22 protein-coding genes and 1 pseudogene are annotated in these 24,018 nt (G+C 38.3%); 16 read left to right on the top strand and 7 right to left on the bottom strand.

The window, feature by feature from the left end:
- Positions 1 to 351 (top strand): TIGR03943 family putative permease subunit (locus AWH49_RS00620; RefSeq protein WP_063964319.1); only part of this gene is annotated, 351 nt, incomplete at its 5' end.
- 268 nt (positions 352 to 619) lie between these two features.
- Here the strand turns inward: AWH49_RS00620 and AWH49_RS00625 are convergent.
- Positions 620 to 1,963, bottom strand: a complete 1,344-nt coding sequence (locus AWH49_RS00625) for a UDP-glucose dehydrogenase family protein (protein WP_063964320.1) — start codon at positions 1,961 to 1,963, stop codon at positions 620 to 622.
- A 236-nt stretch (positions 1,964 to 2,199) separates the two neighbouring features.
- Between AWH49_RS00625 and AWH49_RS00630 the strand changes: the two genes are divergently transcribed.
- From AWH49_RS00630 to AWH49_RS00665, 8 genes are all read left to right on the top strand, one after another.
- A complete protein-coding gene (locus AWH49_RS00630) occupies positions 2,200 to 3,393 on the top strand; it encodes a hypothetical protein (RefSeq protein WP_063964321.1) in 1,194 nt (397 codons plus the stop codon).
- Between the two features lie 116 nt (positions 3,394 to 3,509).
- Positions 3,510 to 4,457 carry a GDP-mannose 4,6-dehydratase gene (locus tag AWH49_RS00635; protein WP_082862615.1) on the top strand — a complete coding sequence of 316 codons (948 nt, stop codon included), beginning with the start codon at positions 3,510 to 3,512 and terminating at the stop codon, positions 4,455 to 4,457.
- Positions 4,441 to 5,370, top strand: a complete 930-nt coding sequence (locus tag AWH49_RS00640; protein ID WP_063964323.1) for a lysylphosphatidylglycerol synthase transmembrane domain-containing protein — start codon at positions 4,441 to 4,443, stop codon at positions 5,368 to 5,370. Before AWH49_RS00635 ends, AWH49_RS00640 begins: the two co-directional genes overlap by 17 nt.
- Complete coding sequence (locus AWH49_RS00645) at positions 5,367 to 6,833, top strand: alkaline phosphatase family protein (RefSeq protein ID WP_063964324.1); 1,467 nt, start codon at positions 5,367 to 5,369, stop codon at positions 6,831 to 6,833. Before AWH49_RS00640 ends, AWH49_RS00645 begins: the two co-directional genes overlap by 4 nt.
- On the top strand, positions 6,830 to 7,627 hold the full coding sequence (locus AWH49_RS00650) for a glycosyltransferase family 2 protein (protein ID WP_063964325.1): 798 nt from the start codon (positions 6,830 to 6,832) through the stop codon (positions 7,625 to 7,627). Before AWH49_RS00645 ends, AWH49_RS00650 begins: the two co-directional genes overlap by 4 nt.
- A gap of 51 nt (positions 7,628 to 7,678) precedes the next feature.
- The gene (locus tag AWH49_RS00655) at positions 7,679 to 8,431 is read left to right on the top strand and encodes a hypothetical protein (RefSeq protein ID WP_063964326.1); all 753 of its coding nucleotides are present in this window, start codon (positions 7,679 to 7,681) and stop codon (positions 8,429 to 8,431) included.
- A 49-nt stretch (positions 8,432 to 8,480) separates the two neighbouring features.
- Positions 8,481 to 9,389, top strand: a complete 909-nt coding sequence (locus AWH49_RS00660; protein ID WP_063964327.1) for an FTR1 family iron permease — start codon at positions 8,481 to 8,483, stop codon at positions 9,387 to 9,389.
- Between the two features lie 100 nt (positions 9,390 to 9,489).
- Positions 9,490 to 10,968, top strand: a complete 1,479-nt coding sequence (locus tag AWH49_RS00665) for a hypothetical protein (protein WP_082862616.1) — start codon at positions 9,490 to 9,492, stop codon at positions 10,966 to 10,968.
- 49 nt (positions 10,969 to 11,017) lie between these two features.
- On the opposite strand, the pseudogene AWH49_RS20565 reads toward AWH49_RS00665, so the two are convergent.
- Positions 11,018 to 11,119, bottom strand: a pseudogene (locus AWH49_RS20565) (DNA alkylation repair protein); the annotation flags it as partial.
- A 365-nt stretch (positions 11,120 to 11,484) separates the two neighbouring features.
- On the opposite strand from AWH49_RS20565, the gene xylB reads away from it, so the two are divergent.
- From xylB to AWH49_RS00695, 6 genes are all read left to right on the top strand, one after another.
- Complete coding sequence (gene xylB, locus AWH49_RS00670) at positions 11,485 to 12,954, top strand: xylulokinase (protein ID WP_063964328.1); 1,470 nt, start codon at positions 11,485 to 11,487, stop codon at positions 12,952 to 12,954.
- 29 nt (positions 12,955 to 12,983) lie between these two features.
- Positions 12,984 to 14,003 carry a substrate-binding domain-containing protein gene (locus tag AWH49_RS00675; RefSeq protein ID WP_034286498.1) on the top strand — a complete coding sequence of 340 codons (1,020 nt, stop codon included), beginning with the start codon at positions 12,984 to 12,986 and terminating at the stop codon, positions 14,001 to 14,003.
- 58 nt (positions 14,004 to 14,061) lie between these two features.
- On the top strand, positions 14,062 to 15,573 hold the full coding sequence (locus tag AWH49_RS00680; RefSeq protein ID WP_082862617.1) for a sugar ABC transporter ATP-binding protein: 1,512 nt from the start codon (positions 14,062 to 14,064) through the stop codon (positions 15,571 to 15,573).
- A 1-nt stretch (position 15,574) separates the two neighbouring features.
- On the top strand, positions 15,575 to 16,555 hold the full coding sequence (locus AWH49_RS00685) for an ABC transporter permease (protein ID WP_063964329.1): 981 nt from the start codon (positions 15,575 to 15,577) through the stop codon (positions 16,553 to 16,555).
- 188 nt (positions 16,556 to 16,743) lie between these two features.
- Positions 16,744 to 17,718, top strand: coding sequence for a substrate-binding domain-containing protein (locus AWH49_RS00690; RefSeq protein ID WP_063964330.1), 975 nt, complete (start codon positions 16,744 to 16,746; stop codon positions 17,716 to 17,718).
- Between the two features lie 31 nt (positions 17,719 to 17,749).
- Positions 17,750 to 18,835: an NAD(P)-dependent alcohol dehydrogenase gene (locus AWH49_RS00695; RefSeq protein ID WP_280512805.1), complete on the top strand. Its 1,086-nt coding sequence runs from the start codon at positions 17,750 to 17,752 to the stop codon at positions 18,833 to 18,835.
- A gap of 246 nt (positions 18,836 to 19,081) precedes the next feature.
- Here AWH49_RS00695 and AWH49_RS00700 read toward each other — a convergent pair whose 3' ends face one another.
- The 5 genes from AWH49_RS00700 to AWH49_RS00720 all read right to left on the bottom strand — a co-directional run bounded on the left by AWH49_RS00700 (position 19,082) and on the right by AWH49_RS00720 (position 22,084).
- Positions 19,082 to 19,600 carry a DUF2179 domain-containing protein gene (locus tag AWH49_RS00700; RefSeq protein WP_018394409.1) on the bottom strand — a complete coding sequence of 173 codons (519 nt, stop codon included), beginning with the start codon at positions 19,598 to 19,600 and terminating at the stop codon, positions 19,082 to 19,084.
- 134 nt (positions 19,601 to 19,734) lie between these two features.
- The gene (locus tag AWH49_RS00705; protein ID WP_063964331.1) at positions 19,735 to 19,995 is read right to left on the bottom strand and encodes an MFS transporter; all 261 of its coding nucleotides are present in this window, start codon (positions 19,993 to 19,995) and stop codon (positions 19,735 to 19,737) included.
- A gap of 270 nt (positions 19,996 to 20,265) precedes the next feature.
- Positions 20,266 to 20,559 carry a putative quinol monooxygenase gene (locus AWH49_RS00710; protein WP_157723647.1) on the bottom strand — a complete coding sequence of 98 codons (294 nt, stop codon included), beginning with the start codon at positions 20,557 to 20,559 and terminating at the stop codon, positions 20,266 to 20,268.
- Positions 20,560 to 20,652: 93 nt separating this feature from the next.
- Entirely contained in the window at positions 20,653 to 21,456 is an 804-nt protein-coding gene (locus AWH49_RS00715; protein WP_063964333.1) for an IclR family transcriptional regulator, read from the bottom strand.
- Between the two features lie 67 nt (positions 21,457 to 21,523).
- Positions 21,524 to 22,084: a formaldehyde-activating enzyme gene (locus AWH49_RS00720; RefSeq protein WP_063964334.1), complete on the bottom strand. Its 561-nt coding sequence runs from the start codon at positions 22,082 to 22,084 to the stop codon at positions 21,524 to 21,526.
- A gap of 372 nt (positions 22,085 to 22,456) precedes the next feature.
- Between AWH49_RS00720 and AWH49_RS00725 the strand changes: the two genes are divergently transcribed.
- A complete protein-coding gene (locus tag AWH49_RS00725; RefSeq protein ID WP_063964335.1) occupies positions 22,457 to 23,908 on the top strand; it encodes an NAD-dependent succinate-semialdehyde dehydrogenase in 1,452 nt (483 codons plus the stop codon).
- Positions 23,909 to 24,018: the final 110 nt, after the last annotated feature.

The following is a 24,018-nucleotide window of genomic DNA, read 5'->3' on the forward strand; positions in this document are numbered from 1 at the left end:
GATGATAACTACTTAAAAGGAATGGAAACCATTTATAATTTCCCTGGTGAATTTATGAACAAAACGATTGAGTTTGATGGTTTTTCGTTTAAAGGAGAATCCGTGAATGATCATCAACTCTTTGTACTGCGCTTTGGTGTTATTCATTGCGTAGCAGATTCAGGAGCCTTTGGCATGTTAGTAGAATTTCCAGAAGAAATGGATCTTCAGGATGACGAATGGATTCATGTAAAAGGGAAATTATCCTCCGTTTATTATCAGCCTTTCAAAGCGACAATTCCGTTTCTCTTAGTGGAGGAGTGGAATACGATTGAAGAGCCTGAAGATCCTTATACCTATCGGATGTCCTAGATTTGTGATAGCTATAGAAATCAAAAAATATAAAAAGTGCGGTCCAAAAGTTACGGTGTCAGTCCCAGAACGGGAAATCGAAGAAAGCACTCACTGCTGGGGAATGAATGAAACCGCGAGTTCAACAATCAGCTGATCGACGAGACGTTAACGACGTTTAATATCGATCGTTCGACTGGTATTCGCAGGAATCCCCCTCTTCAACGACGTAAGGAGGGGGAGTTCAAAATAGCCAAACAGTAAGTATCGCGCGCAAGATATTGTCGCCTTATGTGCATGGTGTCCAGGTTCTGCTCAAAGCATTCCAATACGGTTGCCTGCCAATTGAAAAATAGTCGATCTTGTATTCCGATATCTTGTCTAAAGAGTAACAATTTCGGCCATCAAATATAACCGGTCTATTCATCAACTTTTCATATTGATCGAGAGAGAATGTTTTAATCTCGTCCCAATCAGTATTGATAAATACCATATCTGTATCAGTCAGTGTTTCTTCAATAGATGATGCATACTGAATTTTTTCTCCAATCATTTTTTTTGTATTTTCCATTGCTTTTGGATCATAAGCCACAACGGATACACCATTTGCTATTAATTCGTTTATGATCATGATGGACGGTGATTCACGAATATCATCTGTATGGGGCTTAAATGCCAGGCCTAATACAGATGCTCTTTTTCCTTTTAAGCTTCCAAAGTAATTCTTTGCTTTTTCCACTAATACATAGTGTTGACGGCTATTCACTTTCATCACGGCCTTTAAAATGTCCGGTTTCTCTCCTGCTTCTTCACTCATTTTCAGCATTGCATGGGTATCTTTCGGGAAGCAAGAACCTCCGTATCCAATTCCGGCCTTCAGGAATTCACTGCCAATCCGGGAATCAAGCCCCATTCCAACAGCAACCTCTTCAATATCAGCTCCCACTTTTTCACATAAATTAGCGAGTTCATTTATAAAGCTGATTTTCATGGCCAAAAAAGCATTAGAACTGTATTTAATCATTTCTGCGCTATGAAGATCTGTTTTAAAAATAGGTACGTTAAATGGTTTATTTATTTCTTCAATAATGGCTGCAGCTTCCGAACAATCTGAACCGAGAATGATTCGGTCTGCGCAAAAAACATCTCGAATCGCGGAACCTTCTCTTAAAAACTCAGGGTTTGACACCATGGTGATGTTTCGTGTTTTTTGTGCATTTCTTTGTATGGCTTGTTTGATATTCGTATTTGTTCCCACAGGAACAGTGCTTTTCGTTACAACGATTACGTTATTTTTGGTCGTATATTCACCGATCATGGCAGCCGCATTGTTAATATAGGTAAGGTCGATGTCGTCATTTAGCTGTTTTGGTGTCCCTACTGCAATATAAATGATGTCCGCGTCTGATAAGGCTTCTTCGGGGCTGTCTGTAAAAAATAAACGCCGGTTGTTCACATTCTTTTTCAATAACTCATCCAGTCCAGGTTCATAAAAAGGGGAGAGGCCTGTATTTAATTGGTCCATTTTTTCTTTATCAAGATCGTAGCATATAACTTGGTGGCCTATATCTGATAAACAGACACCCGTTACCAGACCCACATGCCCTACGCCTATGATTGTAATGTTGTTCATAATAATTCCTCTCAATGCATAATAGTGCAACGTAGCTGCCTTCTTATTTTATACAAAAAACAATGTACTAAAAATAAGAAATGTTACGTTAATAAATTCCATATGTCAAATGAAAAGGTATAGTTAATCATAAAATTGTATTGACAATGAAAATCAATCTCTTTATAATTCGAAATGTAAATGAAAACGATTATCAAAATACATAAATTAAAAAAAGAAAGATAGGAGACGATTTTATGAAAAAAAGAGAATTAAAAAGAATTTTCGCGAAATTCTTAGTGGTAGGTGCCAGCGCAACGCTTTTAACTGCTTGTAACAGCGGTGGAGACACAAAGGAACCTACAGAAACTACTGAGGAAACAGCGGCAACAGAAGAAGCAGCAGATGATGCAGAAAAAGAAGAAGTAAACTACGCTCAAGTTTTTGAAGAAGCAAAGACTGAACTGGATAAAGCAAAAGAAGGAAAAGAAGTAGATTTCGATAAAGTGACGGATTTATATACTAATAATTTGCAAAGCTTAGTTCAAGAACGGGATGCAGAACTTGAAAGCAAGCACGATGAGCAAATTACAGCAGCACTGCAGGCTGGAAAAGATGGCTCAATGGACAAAGTCGTCGTAAAGCAAATTTTTGATAAATTGATGCAAAAAGTGTTCTATACAACGATGAAGCAGGAATTTAAGGAAGTAGAAGAAAACTGGAAAGATAAAGAAGCAGTCAAAGCGGAAGTTGAAGAAGCAAAAGAATTTTATGCGATCCTTAAATCAACAGTTGAAAAGCGCGATGCTGCGAATGGAACAACAATGGTGGATGTGATTGCCGGTGGATTTGATGAAATCGATAAAGCAGTTGAAGCCGATGATCTGCTCGCATTCCAGCTTGGCAAACAAGTAGTTGATAAAACGTTCATGAAAACGTTCTACTTGGCAACGGGTGCGATTCCAAACGGCTATGCAACAAAAGTGGCAGAAGAAGCGAAAAAAGATGAACAGCTGGCAAAAGTGGAACAAGCAGAAGGATGGGCTTTTTATCAGTCACTTTCAAAATACTTAACAAATCATGCGCCAGAAGATGCTGCTTTTATTGAAAAACAATTTGATTTGCAGACAGATGTCAAAACATTGGATGCCGCTCAAGTAAACAAAGCATTTGTACGCGGATTTGCTCAAACGGCGATTGACGAGTACACAGAAAGCCTTGAATTGTGGGGAGAAGACAAATCGGTTATTACCGCTTTGGAAGGTGCCCTATTTATTGATGTAATCGGACAAGATATTAAAACATCGCTGGGCGAGGAAGCTTACACAAAATTAACAGAAAAAGCACAGCAGTATCTTGAAGCAGCAAAAGCAAAAGATAAAGCAGCAGGCGAACCTATATTGAAAGAAATGGAAGCGACATTGCAAACAGTTATTGAAAAAGCAAAGTAAATCGTCTTTTGCTTGAAAAAACCTTGTTTAGTACACAAGGTTTTTTCCTTTTTTCCTAAAGGATTGATAAGATGGTGAAGAAGCTTTTAATTGAATAAATGACTGAGGTGTTACGCTTGAAAATTATTGTAACAGGCGGGGCTGGATTTATCGGTAGCCATCTGGCCAAAAACCTAATACAAGAAGGCCATGAAGTATACATAATAGATTGTCTTCATCCTTATTACTCTATTGAAAGAAAAAGAAAACATTTAACCAATATTGAATCACATGGTGCTTTTCATTATAGTGACCTTAATTTATTGAATCAGGACGAAACAATGGCTGAATTTATCCGAATCCGGCCGGATGCAATCGTTCATTTAGCTGCCTTGCCCGGAGTGGCTTATTCCATTGAAAAACCGCTTGAGTATGTTGACTTTGATATTAAAGCGACGATCAATGTGTTAGAAGCCGCAGGAAAAGCTGGTGCTTCAAAGATTGTGTTTGCTTCTTCTTCTTCCGTATACGGAAATCAAGAGGGGCCTTTTACAGAGGAAATGGCGGTTGGAAAAGTCATTTCACCTTACGCGGCTTCCAAATTTTCAGCGGAATCTTTTTGCCATGTGTATGAAGATTTGTACGGTTTTCAAATGAATATTTTACGGTTTTTCACGGTTTACGGTCCATGGGGCCGCCCCGATATGGCGATCGGCAAGTTTATTAAGCAGTTAATACGAGGGGAAGAAATCACCGTGTTTGGTGAGGGAAGAGCCCGTGATTTTACCTATATAGAGGATATCATCCATGGTATTTATCTGACTTTGACTGTCCAAACGAATAGTGACATTTTAAATATTGGCTCCGGAAGGCCGATTACGATGGATACGTTATTGCAGGAATTAAAACAGCATTTCCCTGATATGAAAATAAACAAGGAAACGTCTCGCACCGGAGATGTATTAAAAACATGGGCGGATATTAGTAAAGCTAAGCGGCAGCTTGGCTATGAGCCAAAGGTGGATTTTAAAAAGGGGCTCGATGAAACAGTAAAATGGGCAAAAGAGAATGAAGTATTCCTTTAAAACGGTCCTCTCGATTTTAACACTCGCTGGTTTTGCATTTTTAACGATTCATTCCTTCGATGCAAACTATTTAGGAAACAGTATAAAAAAAATCTTTCAGCATCCTGTCCTGCTCGCAGCCGTTCTGATGGTTTATTTTCTTTCCTTTTGCTTAAAAGCAGCGGCATGGAAACTTTATTTAAATGGGAAAGCCCACTTTTCAACCTGTCTAATCGGCATTTTATACAGCTTATTGATCAATCATCTGCTTCCTATCAAAGTCGGAGACCTTGTGAGGGCGAAAATAGCCAGCACAAGAGAGCCCATGCTGAAAGATGATGAAGCCTTTCATTCTGTTGTTGTATTGAGATTGCTGGATATGTTTTGCTTGGTTGGCATAGCGATGATTGGTTTATGGGCTTTGAAGGTTCAATTCCGCTTTCCACTGTGGCTCCTTATGATTAGCAGTTTTATTAGTCTGCTTGTTTTATTCACAGTTCATCATTATGCGCCCATTTTTTTGAACAAGCATATTCAATTGTTCAAAAAAGCGTTCTCTGGGAAAAAGGGGCTTTTCATTATTGCCTGCACCTTTTTAAGCTGGCTGCTCGAAGCCGGAATTCTGTATGGGACAGTGATGATGCTGCAAGGAGATTTGTCTTTTTTGGCATCGGTATTTGCCAATAGTGTAACGATTGCAGGGCAGGTTCTTCAAATCACGCCGGGCGGCATCGGCAATTATGAAAGCTTTCTTGTGTTTGCCTTAACTTTATTTGGTTTTCCGGTCAAGGAAGGCTATACGATCGCTGTTGTAACCCATGCGTTGAAATTTGTGGTTTCTTATATAGCCGGAGCCGTTGTGCTTCTGCTATATCCGATCTCGTTCAACACAATGAAAGAATGGATCAAGGTAAGGAGAGTGAGAGAAAAATGAAAAGTGCATCTAAATTTGAGAAAGTGGCTGCACGCTGTTGGAATTTGTTAAATGAAGGGAAACCCTTTACACCGATTTTTGTTGTTGGAACAATGTTGCTGTATCATCTGATGACTCTCGGATCGATGGACGAAGCGCTGGATCTTTTCAGCGCGTTTATCTACGTGGTTCCTTTGTTAATCTTTTTTTATTTGTTTGATTTTCCACTGTTTTTAAGAAATTATTTATGGGCACCGTTTATCGTTTATTTAATTGTATGGAACAAAGTAGAGGTTGAGCTTCTGTTTTTTGCTGTCGGCCTTTATTTCTTTTTTACCGTGTTTTTTTGGGGGACTTTTTATTATCACCTGCGAATTGGAACTTCATGGTTGAATTTTACCCGCTTTTGGAAGCTTGTCATGAAAAATAGTGATTCGACGAGTGGAAATGCACAGGAACAGCTACCAAAGTTTTTGTTGGTTTTATCAATTTGGGAATGGGTTTTTGATGAAAATCGGATCGGCGGAGAAATTGATATCATGAACTTGGGTTTGTTTTATGGATTTGTTTTACTATTTGCTTACATCCTTCACCGCAATCTTTTTGACTGGAAACCGGTCATGTATGAACGTTACACGAAAGAAGAGTTTCCAGAACCGACGAAAAGCCTTTCTGAAAAAGTGGTGGTGATTGTCATTGATGGAATGAGAAAAGAACGCTTTTATGAAGCCCATACACCGTTTTTGGATTCTTTAAAAGAAAATGGCACGGAATACATGAATATGGAAACCGTCTATCCTGCCAGAACGGTCGTCTGCTTTTCATCGATGTTCACCGGCACATATCCGATGGAACATGGCATTAAGTCCAATATGGTTTGGAAGCTCGGGATCAAGGTTGAAAGTATTTTTGATGCCTTGCGAAAAGTAGGCAAAAAAGGCAGGTTGCTCGGAATTGCCCATTTGGTGGATTCCATGGGAAGTGATGTGGAAACAGTGACTGCTGTGATGCATAACGACAAAGCAGATCCAAACATCATGGAAAGAGCGAAAAAAATTATGAAAGAACAGGACCCGGACTTATTTATCGTCCAGATGATCGCGACGGACCAAACAGGCCACAGCAGAGGCGTATTATATGATGAATATATACAAAAAATACAAGAAGCCGATGCGTTAGTAGAAGACTTTGTTTCCTGGCTGAAGCAGGAAGGCAAAATGAATGATACAACGCTTTTCATTTGTGCGGATCACGGACAGGCAGATGGAATCGGTGGGCATGGCCATTTAGATGAAGGCGAGCGCTTCGTTCCATTCTTTGTACACGGTCCAAATATTGCTAAAGGGAAAAAAGTGGAAGAAAAACAAAGTCTCGTTTCATTAGCGCCAACCTTATCTTATTTATTGGGAGCTCCTTATCCAAGCCATAGCCGTGGAAAAGTATTAATGGACGCCATCGTGCAGAAAGAAGAGAAGAAACCATGAAAAAACAGCAGGTGATTGTTTTTCTGCCAGCGTATAATGAAGAACAGTCAATCAGAGAAGTCATTCAGAGTATTCCGAGACATTTTCACCATCAGGTGGAAGTAAAAGTGCTGGTTATTGATGATGGGTCAAAAGACAACACAGTTAACGTAGCCAAATCAGCAGGAGCCGATTTCATCGTTAGCTTTGAAAAAAACCGCGGTTTAGGGGCAGCGGTGCGGGCGGGGTTACAGGAATGCTTTGACAGAGGAGCGGATATCGGGGTCATGATTGATGCAGACGGCGAATACCCGGCCAGTCAAATTCCGGACCTGTTGCAGCCAATTCTTGCAGGAGAAGCTGATTATACGATGGGTTCCCGTTTTTTAGGGACGATTAAAGGCATGAAGGTTCATCGCCGCCTTGGAAATTATGGATTTACCCTTCTCCAAAGCCTTGTATTGAAAAAGTGGATTTTTGACGGACAATCAGGGATGAGAGCATTCACGCGTCAAGCACTTAAGCATGGAGAAATCATCCATGATTACAATTATGCACAAGTCTTGACTTTTAACCTTGTCAGACAAGGCTTTCGAGTAAAGGAAGTCCCAATTCAATACCGGGTGCGTACAACAGGAGAATCCTTTATTACGTTTAGAGGGTACTTGTTTTCCGTTATACCTGCAATCTGGAAAGAATTAAGGCGACCTGTTCAAAAAGTGAAAATAGATGCCAGCGCCCATAAGGTAGATCTTAAAGGCAGCCGTACATTAAAAGCTCAAAAGCAAAAAACGCATATAATAAATCTAAAATAAAAATTGACTTTTTCAATGATAATCATTATCATTTGTATAGGGGGATTTAATATGAAAAAATGGTTGCTTTCTTGTCTTTTATTCGTCTTTGTTTTGAGTAATTTGAATGTATTATCTGTGGGTGCTTATACATATGGGGACCCCAATGAAGAAGCATTAGCAGAAGCATACAAAGCAATGATGCTTGAATTAAATAAAAATCCAGCTGATTATGCTACGGCAAAAAAGCATTTTGAGACAGTAAAAGAAGAAGTGGATATGCATATGGGGCCGGAACCTGCAAAAATCATTCTTCAAAATCTTGAAGATGAAGATAAAGAACGAGTGATTGAGAATATGGATCAACTACTTGTTTTAAATATGGCTAGACGATTGGAAAACATAGAAAAAAACTTCACAGAATATGATACGAGTAAGCGATTGCTGGCAAAAGCTCATGCAACGTATGAAGCGCTGTCTCCTAAAGTTGAATCACGCAATCCAGAACTGGATAAAGAAGTAAAAGCAGAATTTGATCAAGCTTTAAAGGCTCTAGGAAACCCAGGACTTTTTGGTGTTGGGAAACAAGAAGCGGATTTAGATCAGTTTAATGCGAGCAAGGAAAAGATTTTGACTTCATTACAAAAAGAGTTCGACTTGAAAAGTTTGGAAATTGGACATTTTTCAGAAAGTGCGACAGAAAAAGAGAACGGAAAAAATGAATGGACGGATGTTTCAAATATACGAAATTGGATTCCGCTTTTACTGATTGTTGGACTTCTCATTGCCGTTATTGTTGTGGCAAGACGTAAAAGGAAAAAATGATCGTAGACGTTCATCCTTCATATTTCCTATGTGAGGAGAGGAAAAGGTTTTGGAAGTACAAGCGTTATTAATCATGTTCCGTGAGGTCTTGGAAGCCTTATTGATTGTCGGCATCATCACCACGTATTTAAAACGAATGGACAACAAACAATATACAAAGTACGTATGGCTGGGAGCAGGGCTTGCTGTACTGGCAAGTGCTGGCGTCGCTATGCTGTTCCAAGTTGTTTTTACCGGCTTTACGTCAATGGGCAGCGAAATGTATTTAAAGATCGGCATTATGCTGGTCTCGGCTCTCTTGCTAACCCAGATGGTGTTTTGGATGGCAAGCCATAGCAAAGACTTAAAAGGGGATATGGAAGGGAAAATGAACCGTTTTATCTCAACGGGCAACATCGTTGGCATGGTCATTCATTCCTTTTTAGTCGTCTTACGTGAAGGGGTAGAAACGGTCTTTTTCTTTGCTGCGATTACAGGGGGCAACATCGGTGCTGGGATACAGGGCTGGGGAGCTATAACAGGGGTTATCATTGCGTTTATTGTTTCCTACTTCTTCTTTAAAGGCACGATGAAAGTCACGCTTAAAACGTTCTTTAAAATTACCAGTGCATTTATTATTTTGATTGCCGCTGGTCTTTTGGTGCAAGCCATTTCAATGATGCAAGATTTAAGTATTATCGGAAGTGTTATTCCGCATCTATATGATCTTACTTGGTTCCTTCCAGAGCACTCCATTGATTATGATCACTATTTACGGGATCATGGCGTTGCTCCTATCTTATCAGGAGATATCGGCATTTTTCTGAAGGCGTTATTCGGATATTCCTCTATGCCGTCCATTGAAGAAGTCATCGCTTACATTGGCTATTTTGTAGGGATTTATTTGTTAACGTCAAATAAAGGGATTGAGAAGAAAGAAATATCAAACCAGATCAGCGATATAAAATCCCAAGCATAATAGAAATTCATTTTCTACAAGGAGTACAAGGCATCTGCCTTGTACTTTTTCCTTGTGAAAAAGGTTTTCTTAAGCTCTAACATAAGAAAGGGGTGGCGACATGGCGAAGAAAGAACGTTTTGTTAAACAACTGCACGTGTCAAACAGCGTCGTTATGATGATAAGCATTCTATCTATAGCTTTTTTATTGTGGACCCAGTTAAAGTACATTAATTCTTTTGCTGCTACTTGGGATCAAGTTGATTTTTCGTTGGCTTTGGATCGATATGATTTAATGGCCATGCAGCCACATTTTCCTGGATATCCTTATTTCATCTTAGGGGGGAAATTGGTTCATTCATGGGTAGAAAATCAAACAGCCGCATTAACGGTTTTTAATATTTTGTTTTACTTTAGTGCTTTATTTCCGATGTATCAACTGGCAAGAGAGTACCTTACCCGGTCATCTAGCTTGCTTATGGTCTCTCTGCTGTACTCTTCTAGCTATATGCTGGTTATTGTCAACCAGCCAATGTCGGAAGGGGCTGCAATAGCTTGCTTATGGTGGTATTTTTGGAGCATCGAAAAAGCACTCAAGGAAAACAATCGTACGGCTAAGATTTTACCACTGTTTTTGTTTAGTGTATTGCTTGGGATTCGATTGTCTTACTTGCCATTCGCTGTCGGCCTGCTTTATCTAATTTATAAAAAATGGGCAATGAAAAAGTACACAATGAAACAAATTGTTTTTCATTTAGGTGTAGCCATGCTATTTCAATTCTTCTGGGTAGGGGCTCTTATTTTCTCTGAAGGCAGTTTAAAAGGATTTCTAAAACTTTCCCTTGCCTTTACAAGTGGCCATTTCAATAGTTGGGGCAATACAGCGGTAGCAAGCAGCATACCCTTTTGGGAAAGGGCAAAAACACTTGTGATGGATAACGTAATATGGACCGGGGTCTCTTCTCAATCGCTCTTTTTATTTGTACTATATGTTTTATTGATTGGCTTATATTTCTATCGTTTTAGATGGAGTATTCTAAAACAACATTCCGTCGAGCAGTTAGCTGTCATAATGAGTATTTCTTATTTCTTCTGGGCTCTTTTTGCTCAAAATATTGATAAACCAAGACACATTCTCCCTATAGCCATGTTCCTTCTTTTTTTGTTGTTATTAAACGTGTTAAACAAGTTTAGCCATTCAATTATTTTGATTCTTTTTATGATGCTCTTAATTGGACAATCATTTAACTCCTTTCTCCTACTAAAAGAACAAGCCACTAGGGAGCCAGCCACTTATCAGCTAGCCAGCTACTTAAAAAAGCTTGATGAGCCTGCAGTGGTCTATGCGTGGGAAGAAACCAGGGTATTAGAGTACTTGAATGTTCCTGTCTCCTACAATAAGGTTGAAACGTATCCTATTTTTCTTCATGATCAATCTTATTATACAAACAGCAAAATCTTATTAACCGATAAAGTGTTGAAAGGCTTTGAAACTCAGGAACAAAATCTTACGAACAGAGTTGAAAAAGTAAAAGAATTTAAATCTAATGCGCTTTTTGATCCCGTTTATGATCGCATCATATTGTATGAATGGAAGTAGCTAGGAAAGGAAACTGAACAAATCCGCTTCGTATATTGAAGCGGATTTGTTATTTCTTACCGAATTTAATAAACGTCATTTCATCTTCAATTAATCCGCAGGCCGCACACTGGATTCTCCGTTTTGGCCTGTTGTAAACAGTATGGAAAGGACCTTGTTCATTCGGACCTTCAAGATGATGTCCATTATGATATCCAGAAGCATTCCTTATTATTAATACAATGAAAGTGTGATCAGATTAGACGAATTAAAAGAACGAAAAGTATTTTGGAGGGATATGAGTATTATTATCTCTGTGTTTGTTTTATTTGCTTCAATACAGGGTTTCTACACTACTTTTTCGCTTGATCAAAAAGCCGTTTTTCAGAACGTGACTGGGTATGCCCATTTGGGAGGTGAAGTCACGCATGAAAAGATATAAAAATTATATTGACAACGTTCAAAAAATATAATTTAATAAGCTTAACAAATTAACTAAAACGTTTAAGTTGTTTTAAAGTTAAGGAGGGACACGAATTGTTTCTTGGTATAGATATAGGATCAGGCGGTACAAAGGTTATCTTGCTTAATAAAGAAGGACAACCGGTTGGGTCATCTGAAGTTTCGTATTCATTCGATGTTCCAAAAGAAGGTTGGACTGAACATGATCCAAATGAATGGTGGACAGCGACATTGAAAGCGCTAACCAAACTATTTGAATACAACGATCCCGCCAAAGTGGAAGCTATTGGAGTCACTGGCCAAATGCATAGCAGTGTACTACTGGATTCACAAGGTGCTATTATTCGAAAAGCTATTTTGTGGAACGATCAAAGAACTGAAGTAGAATGCAAAGAAGTTTTAAAACGTATTGGGGAAGATAAATATCGATCATTAACGATGAATACACTTTTTCCAGGGTTTACACTTCCAAAAATCATGTGGCTAAAAAAGAATGAGCCAGAACATTACGAGCGAATATCAACGATTTTCATGCCTAAAGATTTTATCAATTATAAATTAACAGGTGTTGTGGCAACTGATGTTACAGATGCTAGCGGGACAGGAATCTTCGACGTTTATAATCGAAAGTGGAATTCAAGTATAATCGACGAACTTGAACTCAATCCGGAATGGTTTCCTCCCCTATACGAAAGTATAGAGGTGATTGGGGAAGTCAAAAGTGCTGTTGCAAAAGCGACTGGTTTAAAAGAAGGAATACCTGTTATTGCTGGAGCTGCAGACAATGCTGCAGCAGCAATTGGAAACGGCGTCTTTAAGGAAGACAAAGGATTGATTAGTGTAGGTACCTCGGGAGTTGTACTAGTACCTATAAAAAACAGACCTGACAAGGAATTTTTAACAAAAATAAATTCTTCTCTTCATATTTTTTGTCATGCCCTGCCAAATACGTGGTATGCCATGGGTGTTACACTAACTGCCGGTGAATCGCTTAAATGGTTTCGGGATGCATTCGAAATCGAGGACGACTTCCAAAGCTTAATAATGAAAGCAAAGGCAGTAGACCCGGGATCGAGAGGACTCATCTTCACTCCTTACTTATCAGGAGAACGTACCCCACATAATGATTCGAATGCTAGAGGTGTTTTCTACGGCATGAATTTGACCCATCGTAAAGGAGATTTTATCCGTTCAGTGATGGAAGGGGTTTCATTCAGCTTAAAAGATTGTCATGAGCTGATTAAAAACATTGCTACTGTAGATTCCTTTGTAATAACTGGCGGTGCTGTAAAGAGTGATTTGTGGAGTCAGATTTTAGCAGATGTATTAGGAGTGTCGCTAAAAAAATCTGCTCAGTTTGAAGGACCTGCAATAGGCGCAGCAATCTTAGCAGGTATTGGTGTTGATCACTGGAAAACCCCAGATGAAGCAAACAGGAAAGTAGTGAACGAAGACTTGATTAACCCGAACGAAGAGCATTATTATTTATATAAGGAAAGCTTTGCAAAGTATCAAGACTTATACAAAAAGCTATCGACTGAATAATGTGGTCTACAAGTAAAGGGAGTTAGAAAATGGTAAAGAAAAAGAGACCAACGTTATATGATGTGGCAAAAGAGGCTAACGTTTCAATAGCAACTGTATCAAATGTTTTAAATAATAAGGACGAAGCAAGTGAAGAAACAGTTAAGAGGGTCAATGAGGCCATAAAATATCTTGGATATTCTAGAAATGAATCGGCCAGAAGTTTAAAGAGTGGAGATAGTAAGCTAATTGGTTTAATCGTCCCCGATAACAACCCATTCTTTACCGAAATACTGGACGGAATTCATGAAGAATGTGAATATTACGACTGGCAAGTCGTAGTGGCGACTTCTGAGGAAAGCGAAAAAAGACAAAATCAGTTAATAGATTTACTCTCAGCCCAGCAAGTAAGCGGAATCATTCTTGCTCCTGTTTCAAAAACACTTAACTCGGCAAAAATAGCCGGAAAAGCACCTATAGTATTGATAGATCGTGATGTAGAAGATGTTGAGCTGCCTATTATAAAAGCAGATAATATTGATGGAAGTTTTAAAGCAACAAAGACGTTGCTGAAAAACGGTCATAAAAGAATTGGTCTTATACTAGCTTCACCAGGAATTAGTACTACCGTAGAGAGAAGACAAGGCTACATAGACGCATTAAACAGCCAAAATATAAAAGTAGATGATGAACTCATTCAATTTGGCGGCAACTATACAGGGACGAAGGCTCAAATGAATGGGGGCTATCAAGCTGTTATGAATATGATGAAATTACCTTCACCGCCGACCGCTATTTTTGCTACTAACCATCTGTTAATGATGGGAGCGGTGAAAGCGATAAAGGAACTACAGTTTAATATCCCTAGAGATATTAGCTTTATCGGTTTTGATGACCATCCTTGGCAGGAAATAAGCGATCCTCCTTTTACGATCGTCGCTCAACCCGCTTTTGAAATGGGAAGACAGGCTGTTCATGCTTTACACAAATTAAAATCAAGTGAAGAAGTGATCTCAACTTCTTTGCCGCTGCAGCTAATTATTCGCGAATCATGTGGAACGGTAAAATAAGGGTCCACATGATTTTTATCGACTTGAACTTAAACGTTTAAGAAGGGAGAGATGTTAGATGACTGTTCAACCGTTTTTATTAGAAATGAAAGGGATTTCAAAGTTTTTCAATGGAATTAAAGCCATCAGCAATGTCAATTTAAACATCCGTAAAGGAACGGTTCATGCATTAATGGGTGAAAATGGAGCGGGAAAATCAACAACGATGAAGATTTTATCTGGAATCTATAAACCAACTGAAGGAACCATTCTCATGGAGGGGAAAGAAATTTTTCCGAATACACCTAAAGTGGCGTTAGACTATGGAATTGCGATGATTCATCAAGAATTGAGTCCCATTTTTGAAATGACAGTAGCTGAAAATATATTTCTAGGCAGAGAGCCTCTATATTCGAAAGTCCATTTAGTAAACTATCCAAAAATGTATAAAGACACGAAAAAAATGTTTGAAAATCTTGATTTATCGATTAACCCAAAAAAGAAGATGAAAGAATTAAGTGTTTCAGAGATTCAAATGGTCGAAATCGTGAAAGCGGTCTCTTACGATTCGAAAGTGATTATTATGGATGAACCTACATCCTCTCTTGCTGATAAAGAAGTAGAACAACTATTTAGCATTATTAATCGATTGAAAAAAGACGGGAAAGGAATTATTTATATCTCACATAAAATGGATGAAATTTTCCGGATTTCTGATGACATCACCGTTTTTAGAGATGGAGAATACATATCCACAAATCTAGCAAAAGACCTTGATCAAGAAACGTTAATTAAACAAATGGTCGGTCGAGAGCTTACCGATGTCTTTCCTGAGAGAAACCGCTCTGTTAAAGAGGAAATAGCCCTTAGTGTAGAAGGGATTTCCGCACCAGGTTATTTTGAAAATGTCAGTTTTCAAGTGAAGAAAGGAGAGATTTTAGGACTAACTGGTTTAATGGGGGCAGGGCGAACAGAAGTTGCAAAAGCGATATTTGGCATGATTCCTATTGAAAGTGGCTCTATTAAACTTAAAGGTGAACCAATAAACATTAAGGAACCGAAAGATGCGATTAAACATGGAATTGCTTTAGTAACAGAAGATCGAAAAGAAGAAGGACTAGTGCTCCCTATGTCCGTTAAGCAAAACATTACTCTTTCATCATTAAAGAGCGTCTCATCAGGTCCTATGATGAAAAAGAATACTGAAAAGCAAGTAGCAGACGATATGATTAAGAGCCTCAAGATTAAAACGCACCATAGAAATCAGCTTGTAGAAACGCTGAGTGGGGGAAATCAGCAGAAAATTGTCTTAGCTAAATGGCTTTTAACAAATCCAACGATCTTAATTTTAGATGAGCCGACGAGAGGCATCGATATTGGCGCTAAAACAGAGATTTATAAGCTGATGGATCACCTTACGAAAGAAGGATACTCTATTATCATGATTTCATCGGAAATGCCTGAAGTTTTGGGAATGAGCGATCGGATCATTGTACTGAGTGAAGGAAAAGTGATGGGAACACTAAGTCCAAAAGAAGCTACACAAGAAAAAATATTAAGTTTGGCTACAGCCAACAAGGTGGAGGTCTAAAATGAATAGCCAATTATCTACAAACTCCTATAAAGAAACAAAAGAAAATTCCAATGCCAAGTTTAAACACTTGTTATCAGAATATGGAATTCTGCTTGCTTTATTAGGTATGGCGGTCGCATTAACGATTTTAAGCCCTAACTTTTTAACGTCAGCTAATATGTTGAACCTCTTTAAACAAGTATCAATTAACGCCGTTTTAGCTATTGGCATGACTTTTGTTATTTTAACAAAAGGAATCGATTTGTCTGTTGGTTCCATCTTAGCTTTCTCAGGTATTATTACAGCATCTTTAGTTGTAGGAAATGACACAAATCTATTGCTTGGAATTGTTGCCGGTCTTGGAGCAGGATTATTTCTCGGTGCAGTTAATGGCATCATCATTGCCAAATGGAAAGTAACACCTTTTATTGCCACATTAGGAATGATGGCAATTGCAAGGGGGCTTACTTATATCTACAGTGAAGGTCAGCCAATTTCCGGTTTATCAGATGCTTTTCTAGTTATTGGAACAGGCGGCTTTTTAGGAATACCAATTTCAGTTTGGGTTGTTCTAGTTGTCTTTATCATTTGTACTTTATTACTCTATCATACGAAATTTGGTCGATATGTTTATGCAGTCGGTGGTAATGAGAACGCTGCCAGAACATCGGGCTTGAATGTTGATAGGACATTAATGTCTGTTTATTGTATTAGCGGCTTACTTGCGGGTCTTGCTGGTGTTCTTCTAACATCTCGTATTTCATCGGGTTTACCGCAATCGGGGATTTCCTATGAACTAGATGCCATTGCAGCAGTTGTTATTGGTGGAACAAGTTTAATGGGAGGCCGCGGCCGCCTGTGGGGAACATTGGTAGGGGCACTCATTATTGGTGTCTTAAATAATGGATTAGATTTATTGGCGGTATCCTCTTACTGGCAGCAGGTGATTAAAGGAACGATTATTATTATTGCCGTTTTAGTAGATCGTAAGCGAACATGATGAAGGTAAGAGAAGGTATAAACTTTTTTATAAGCTGTGTTATATGACGCTGTTGATCTTTGGTTCCTTTCAGCTCGCTGAAAGGTGTGTGAAACCTCGGTTATACACGATTGAGCCAAAAACCGTTTTATCAACAATATTGTTTAACAAAGCTTTTTTATAAAAATAAAAATTTAGGGGGAAATTTCATGAAAAAGATCAAAAATTCATTTTTAATGCTGGTTATCTTGGCATCTATCGCCATTGTAGCAGCATGCAGCTCTAATCTACAAACAAGTTCAGACAGCAAAAACAGCGGGGAAAAGAAAGATACGGATTCCATTACAATTGGTTTTCAAGTTTATGGCTTACGCGGGGAATTTGCGACAAATTTAACGAACGCAATGAAAGAACAAGCAAAAGAATTAGGTGTAGAACTTGTTGTAATGGATGGAAATTACGATGTTAGCACAGCTATTTCACAATTGAAAAACTTAGAAAGCCAGCAAGTAGACGCGATTATTGTTAACCCAATTGATCAAGAAGCACTAAATAACACTGTTAATGGAATTGTAGACGCAGGTATACCGGTATTAGGCGTAAATGCGTTCTTATCAGCTGAAAAATTGACTTCTTATGTTGGTTCACCAGACGTAGTTGCAGGCGAAACAGAAGCACAAGAAATTGTAGATGCTTTAGGTGGAAAAGGAAATGTCGTTATTTTTGAAGGGCCAATTGGACAAACGGGTCAAACGCAAAGAAAAGAAGGTATTTATAACGTCCTCAATGAAAATCCGGAAATTAAGGTGATTGCCGAACAAACGGCCAACTGGTCAAGAGCAGAAGCGATGACGATCATGGAAAACTGGATTCAAACTCACGGTGATAAAATTGATGGGGTTATCGCTCAAAATGATGAAATGGCCATTGGGGCAATCAATGCATTGCGTGCTCAAAACATGAATGATTTACCAGTCGTTGGAGTGGATGGGGTGAAAGACGCTCTTCAAGCAGTAAAAAAGGATGAAATGATTGCAACGGTTTATCAAAATGCGATTGAACAAGGAAAAACAGTCGTTGAACAAGCAGTGAAAGCTGCAAAAGGTGAAACACTTGAGAAAAAGTATGAAATTCCGTTTGAGCTAGTAACAAAAGAAAACGTAGATGAATACCTCCAAAAATAATGAAAAAGTATTTAAGAAGGAGTAGTTGAATGTGATAAAAGATACAACAAAAACAGACGATTTTACAGATCTTAAAGGTACGATGAAATCAGCAGTGCTTACAAGTGTAAAGAATATCGAATTGCAGGAAATCGACATTCCAACACCAAAAAATGATGAGGTTTTGATTCGTGTAAAAGCGGTGGGCCTCTGTGGATCTGACGTCCATTATTATGAACATGGTAAAATCGGAAACTTTATTGTTGAAAAACCAATTATTTTAGGGCATGAAGCATCCGGAGATATCGTTAAAGTAGGGAAGGCTGTGACGCATCTTAAAGAAGGTCAGCGTGTATCAATCGAACCAGGAGCAACTTGTGGTGAGTGTGTCCATTGTAAAGAAGGGCGTTACAACTTGTGCCCAAGTGTAGAATTCCTTGCTACTCCCCCTTATGATGGAGCTTTCTGTGAATACGTAGCGATGAGAGCTGATTTGGTCTTCCCTATTCCAGACAGTATGAGCTATGAAACAGCTGCACTAGTAGAGCCCTTTTCAGTAGGGGTACATGCGATTCGTCGGGGAGATCTTCAGCCGGGTGAAACAGTAATTATCATGGGAATGGGTCCGATTGGATTAGTAACAGCTGCTGCTGCTAAAGTGGCAGGAGCAAAAATGATTATCGGAGTAGATTTAGAACAAAATCGTTTGGATGTTGCAAAAGAAATGGGTGCTACTCATACTATTAATTTGCGTGAAGAAAATCTAGACGAAAAAGTGAATGAATATACGAATGGTTTTGGGGTAGACTTAGCAATTGAAACAGCGGGCAGTCCTAGTGCAGTTCAAGGAACACTTTCTTCAGTACGAAGAGGTGGAAGAGTAGCTATTGTGGGAATGTCACCTCAAGATGAAGTTCCTATGAGCATTTCTAATATTATCGACAAGGAAGTTGATATTAAAGGTATTTTCCGTTACCACGATACGTATCCAACTGCCATTGAAATGCTTTCATCAGGTGAAATTGATCTTGAAAAAATCATTACAAATGAATATCAATTAGCTGAAGCAGCGGAAGCTTTTGAAAGAGCGATTCATGATAAAACAAACACACTGAAAATCATGATTTATCCAAGCTAATTATAACATTCAATCTTTGGTTTCTCGAAGTTCTATAAATCAGTAAAATATATATCCACCTTTTTGGAGAATGTAGGAATCTACCTCAACAACAAACCAAAAAGGTGGATCTTTTTTTACAATCTAAAGTATATCTTTTTAGTCCTGCCTACTTGATAGGGGTCCTATTACAATACAGAGGTCATCTACTGGCTGCATGAGCAGCCAGCTTTTTTAAACTGTCCATTTTACAGAGCACAGTTGAACTTATATAGAATGCTTTTTTACTGATTTCGCTAGGTAGCCGCCTCTAAACTTTCTTGCTTCGTAAGAAATTAAAAATGCGGAAGGCTCATATTCTTGTATTATCGAAAATACCTCTTTTTCTCTGCTTCGTAATGTTAAGATTTCAAGTTGAAAACGTTGACTGTCTTTTCCTTCACCTACAAATAATGTGACACCAAAACCTTCTTGGCGTAATGTTGAGATGAAATCATCATTTCTATTCGTAATATTTGCGACAATTGTAGTATAACCAATTGCAAGTTTCCCCTCTACATATCCGCCAATGGCAATTCCTAAGGCAAAACCAATCGCATATACAAGCATGGCCCAAATACTTTGCTCACCGGTAAAGATAATGGCTAAACCAAATACATATACTAAAGCTTCTATAAATCCTAAAATGGAAGCAAGGAGCTTTTTTTCCTTTACTAAAAAAATAATACGCAGCGTATAGACCGGTACATAAATCAATTGAAGTAAAAAGATCAATAATATATCCATGGGTGCGCTCCTTCTCACTTATAAGTGAAGAGTTTAGTTACATAAAAACCAAAAAAGCTTACAGAAAAGATGAAGGATTCTTCTGTAAGCCGAGAAAACAATAACCTGTAGCAAGTTTGGTTTATAAATATCCTTTAATGTTTATTTTTGGTATTACTTGCCTCGCTCAGCGTAAGTGATTTCGTTTCAGGAGCCCAAGCGATTGATACAATTGCGCCAATAACAAGTACAGCTGTGAGACAGAGCATTGTATATTGAATCCCTATACTTGCAATCCCCATTGGAAGCAAGAACGTACCAACTGCCGCACCTAATCTACTTGCAGCTGTTGCAAGTCCTACGCCGGAAGAGCGGATTTCTGTTGGAAAGCTCTCGGCAGGAAATACCCCAACCAAGTATTCTGGTTCAAAAAAGATGTCATTTTAGGCGATAACTTGCGCATGTTAGCACCTAGCATAAAAGCTATCTTTCCTCTTCTGGAAGATAGCTTTTATGCTAATTTGATGCCTATAACTAAACTGTCAAGTGCGGCTTCTACAATTTCTGTTGTAATCGAAGTAAGTTGATTAATATCTAGGATTCTTTCGATTTGTGTAAAAAGCCGTTGAATGAGTCTGAAATTACCGCATGTCATTTTAATCATGCTGGCTAATGCTTCACAACTATTAGTCTGTAAATACATTGTTATATTTTTTGAATGAATATGGCTGGACAAGCATATTAGTTATGGCTGCACGCCAATTTTTGAAATGCTCTGTTTCTCGATGTTTTAACTGATCTGCCTGTGTATTATACATTTCAACTAATACGAACTGGCAAGGGACATCTGAGTCTTGTAACACGTCAAAGCGAATAACTCCTGATTCTTTTAAACTGTTTGAGGCATTGATAATGGTTGCTTGCTTGAAAGAAGAAAGATATTCCTCCTTTACGAGAATTGAAACATGTACGATATACAATGATATCTCACCAACTTTATTGATTTGATCCCTCTTTTTATGCGTAAGTTAGATTTTATAGCGTTGCATCACATCTTTACAAAACATAGGGGCTTATTTTTCAAGATTGTTTGTAATTTCTTTTGCAGAAGCGATAACAGTAGGTGCCCAACTTAATACCTTTTCCTTTGAAAAACGGAAGCTTGGACCGCTTACACTAAGAAAGGAAACGAGATTACCTTGTTTGTCTAAAATCGGTGCTGAAATACCGTTTTCATTTTCATCTAATTCTAAAAAGTTCGTTGCAAATCCCTGCTTTCGGATAAGCTCAATTTCTTCATACAGTTCCTCACGTTCCGTAATGGTATGGGGTGTAAACTGTTCAAGCTGCCGATCCAACAAAATGTCTAGCTCACTCTTACTAAGATAGCTTAATAAAAGCTTCCCATTCGATGTTCCATGAAGAGGCATTGTCGAGTTAATATAATCTGCGACACGGATGCTTTGATTAGAAGGATTGATTTGATCAATTGTTAGTACGCCAAATGTTTTTGGTACACTTAGAAGAACAGACTCATGGACTTTCTCAAGCAATTGCTCCATTGTTCTACGCGCTCGACGAATGAGCGGACTGTATTGATCCATCCCGCTTATTAGTTTTGTTGATGCATAACCGAGCTGATAACCTTTTGTAAATGGATCACGCTCTATAAAGTCTTGTCCTTCTAATGTAGCAAGTAAACGCCATACTGTTGTGCGGTTCAAATTTGCTTTAACAGCTAGGTCAGCAGCTAAAACTGGTGTATTACTGTCGGCTATTAGTGTAAGCAATTTCAGTGCACGATCGACCGCTTGAACGGAGGAAACTTCCTGCTTTTTATTCGGTTTCTGGTTAGTTGTATTATTCAAATTATTCATATCAATATTATATCGTAATGCTATATCCTTGTCATTGTCTCCGTAGTTATTACTATCAATTGATTCGTTATTCACCGCTGTAGAAGTTATTTGTAGCGGACTCATATGTTTCAAGTTGATTTTGAATATACTCTTTTTCCTCTGAAGGTGCCATAAGCGCATTTTTAATCGCGTTAAACATTGCTTCGCGTGAATTTACTTTGATTTTTGTTTCATCTTCACATTGCGGATCAATCCAGCAAGCAACAAGTAACGAAATATCCCCTAAAGAATCTTTATCTAAAAGGCCTTCTTTAACCGCATCTAAAACTCCTTGACCAATACCTAATTGTGCAGCTCCGTAAAAGAAACGCTCATATTTTTCATCTTCAATTGTAATTTTATTAATTACGATCGTTGCTGGTTTGATGACATTACCAAGTCCTAGGCAAACAAGAAATGGTACATGACCTTTTGAAGGATTTGCTAATGTTCTAACTGCTTCAGCATGAGAGTTAGATCCTCTTCTTGCAATAATTACGTTTATATGACTTCCATTCGGCGCCTCACCACCAAACGCTTCACCAAATTTCCCATCTAAATTTGTTAATAAATCTTGTGCATCTTTCGTTACTTCAATATTTTGCATATTTTTCAGCTCCTCGATTTTTTCGTATTGTGAACAAAATTTTCTCTTTATGAATTATTTAAAATTATAAAACAGATATTTGCTAGGTGTCAAATGAAAATTTTTAATTCTATTTTTTCGAAATACTAACTTTTTTCTTTGGATAAAGGATGTCATTATGCTTCATATATATAATGGCAATAAAATTGCAGAGAGATATTAATTAAAATAATTTTTTTGAAAATATCGAATTGACAAACCAATAAATTACGAATTATAATTTGCACATGTTTTCAAATAAAGAACAATATGTTCATAATGCGAACTAATATTCAAAAGGGGAACATTCGTTTAAATGCAGGGGAATTTAATAAATTTACAGGAGGTTATAACATGTCAAACGTACAGCTATCAGCAGAAAAACATTTAAACTTCATTAACGGTGAGTGGACCGGCGGCAATTTAAAAACATTTGATGTTATTAATCCAGCAAATGGTAAAGTAATTGCCAAGGTGCCATATAGCGGAAAAGCTGAAACAGATGAAGCAATTGAAGCGGCACATACAGCATTTCAAAGCTGGTCAAAGACCGCAGCAACAGAGCGTGCTCAAGTTTTAAGAAAAGTTGCGGAAATGATGCACGAAAATAAAGAGGAACTCGCAAAAATTATGACACTAGAAATGGGGAAACCACTTGCTGAATCAAGAGGGGAAGTAAATTATGCTGCATCCTTCTTAGAGTGGTATGCCGAGGAAGCAAGGCGTGTATATGGACGTACTGTTCCAGGTAAAAGTGCGAACAACCGTATTCAAGTTGTTAAACAGCCCGTTGGCGTCGTTGCGGCGATTACACCATGGAACTTCCCGGCAGCAATGATTACTCGTAAATTGGGTCCGGCACTTGCGGCAGGATGCACAATTGTCATTAAACCTGCAGAATCTACACCGTTAACAGCAATGAAGTTAATGGAATTTTGTGAAGAAGCAGGCGTGCCAAAAGGTGTTGTCAACTTAGTTACTGGTAACCCAGGAGAAATTGGGGAAGCATTTATGAGTAATCCAAAAGTTCGTAAAGTAACATTTACTGGATCAACAGCAGTCGGAAAACATTTAATTCGACAAAGTGCTGATACAGTGAAAAATATTTCGCTTGAGCTTGGTGGTCATGCACCATTAATTATTTTTGATGATGCAGATATTGAAAAAGCGGTTCAAGGTGCAATTGCTTCAAAATACCGTAATGCAGGTCAAACATGTATTTGCATAAACAGAATCTATGTTCAAACAAATGTGTATGACAAATTCGTATCAGCTTTTACAGAAGCCGTTAGTCAATTAAAAGTAGGAAATGGTCTAGATGAAGGTGTAGACATTGGACCAATGATTAATAAAGCAGGCTATGAAAAGGTTGATAAGCATGTACAGGACGCAGTTAGTAAAGGGGCAGAAGTAGTCATTGGTGGTCAAGGTGAAGTCGTAAATGAAAATGCTTGCTTCTATCAGCCAACAATACTAAAAGACGTAACATCTGAAATGGTCATTATGAGTGAAGAGACATTTGGACCTGTCGCACCCATTCAAAAGTTTGAAACTGAAGAAGAAGTAATTGAGTTTGCCAACAATACTCCATATGGTCTTTCAGCATATTTCTACACAGAAAGCGTAACGCGCGGAACGAAGATTATGGAATCATTAGACTACGGTATTGTTGGATGGAATGATGCCTTACCATCAACCGCACAAGCACCGTTTGGTGGTATGAAAGAAAGCGGTATCGGTCGTGAAGGTGGTATTGAAGGCATTGAGCCGTATTTAGAAACAAAATATGTTTCTTTAGGTCTTTAATTTCTAGCGTTGTTAAAGGATAGTATCAAAAGAGGTAGGAAAACGGCTGAAAAAAAATTGTATGATAGATTCGAAATGTACGCATTGCTCAAAAAGTATCATTGATTCGG

Source organism: Domibacillus aminovorans, assembly GCF_001643235.1.
Taxonomy (GTDB): Bacteria; Bacillota; Bacilli; order Bacillales; family Domibacillaceae; genus Domibacillus; species Domibacillus aminovorans.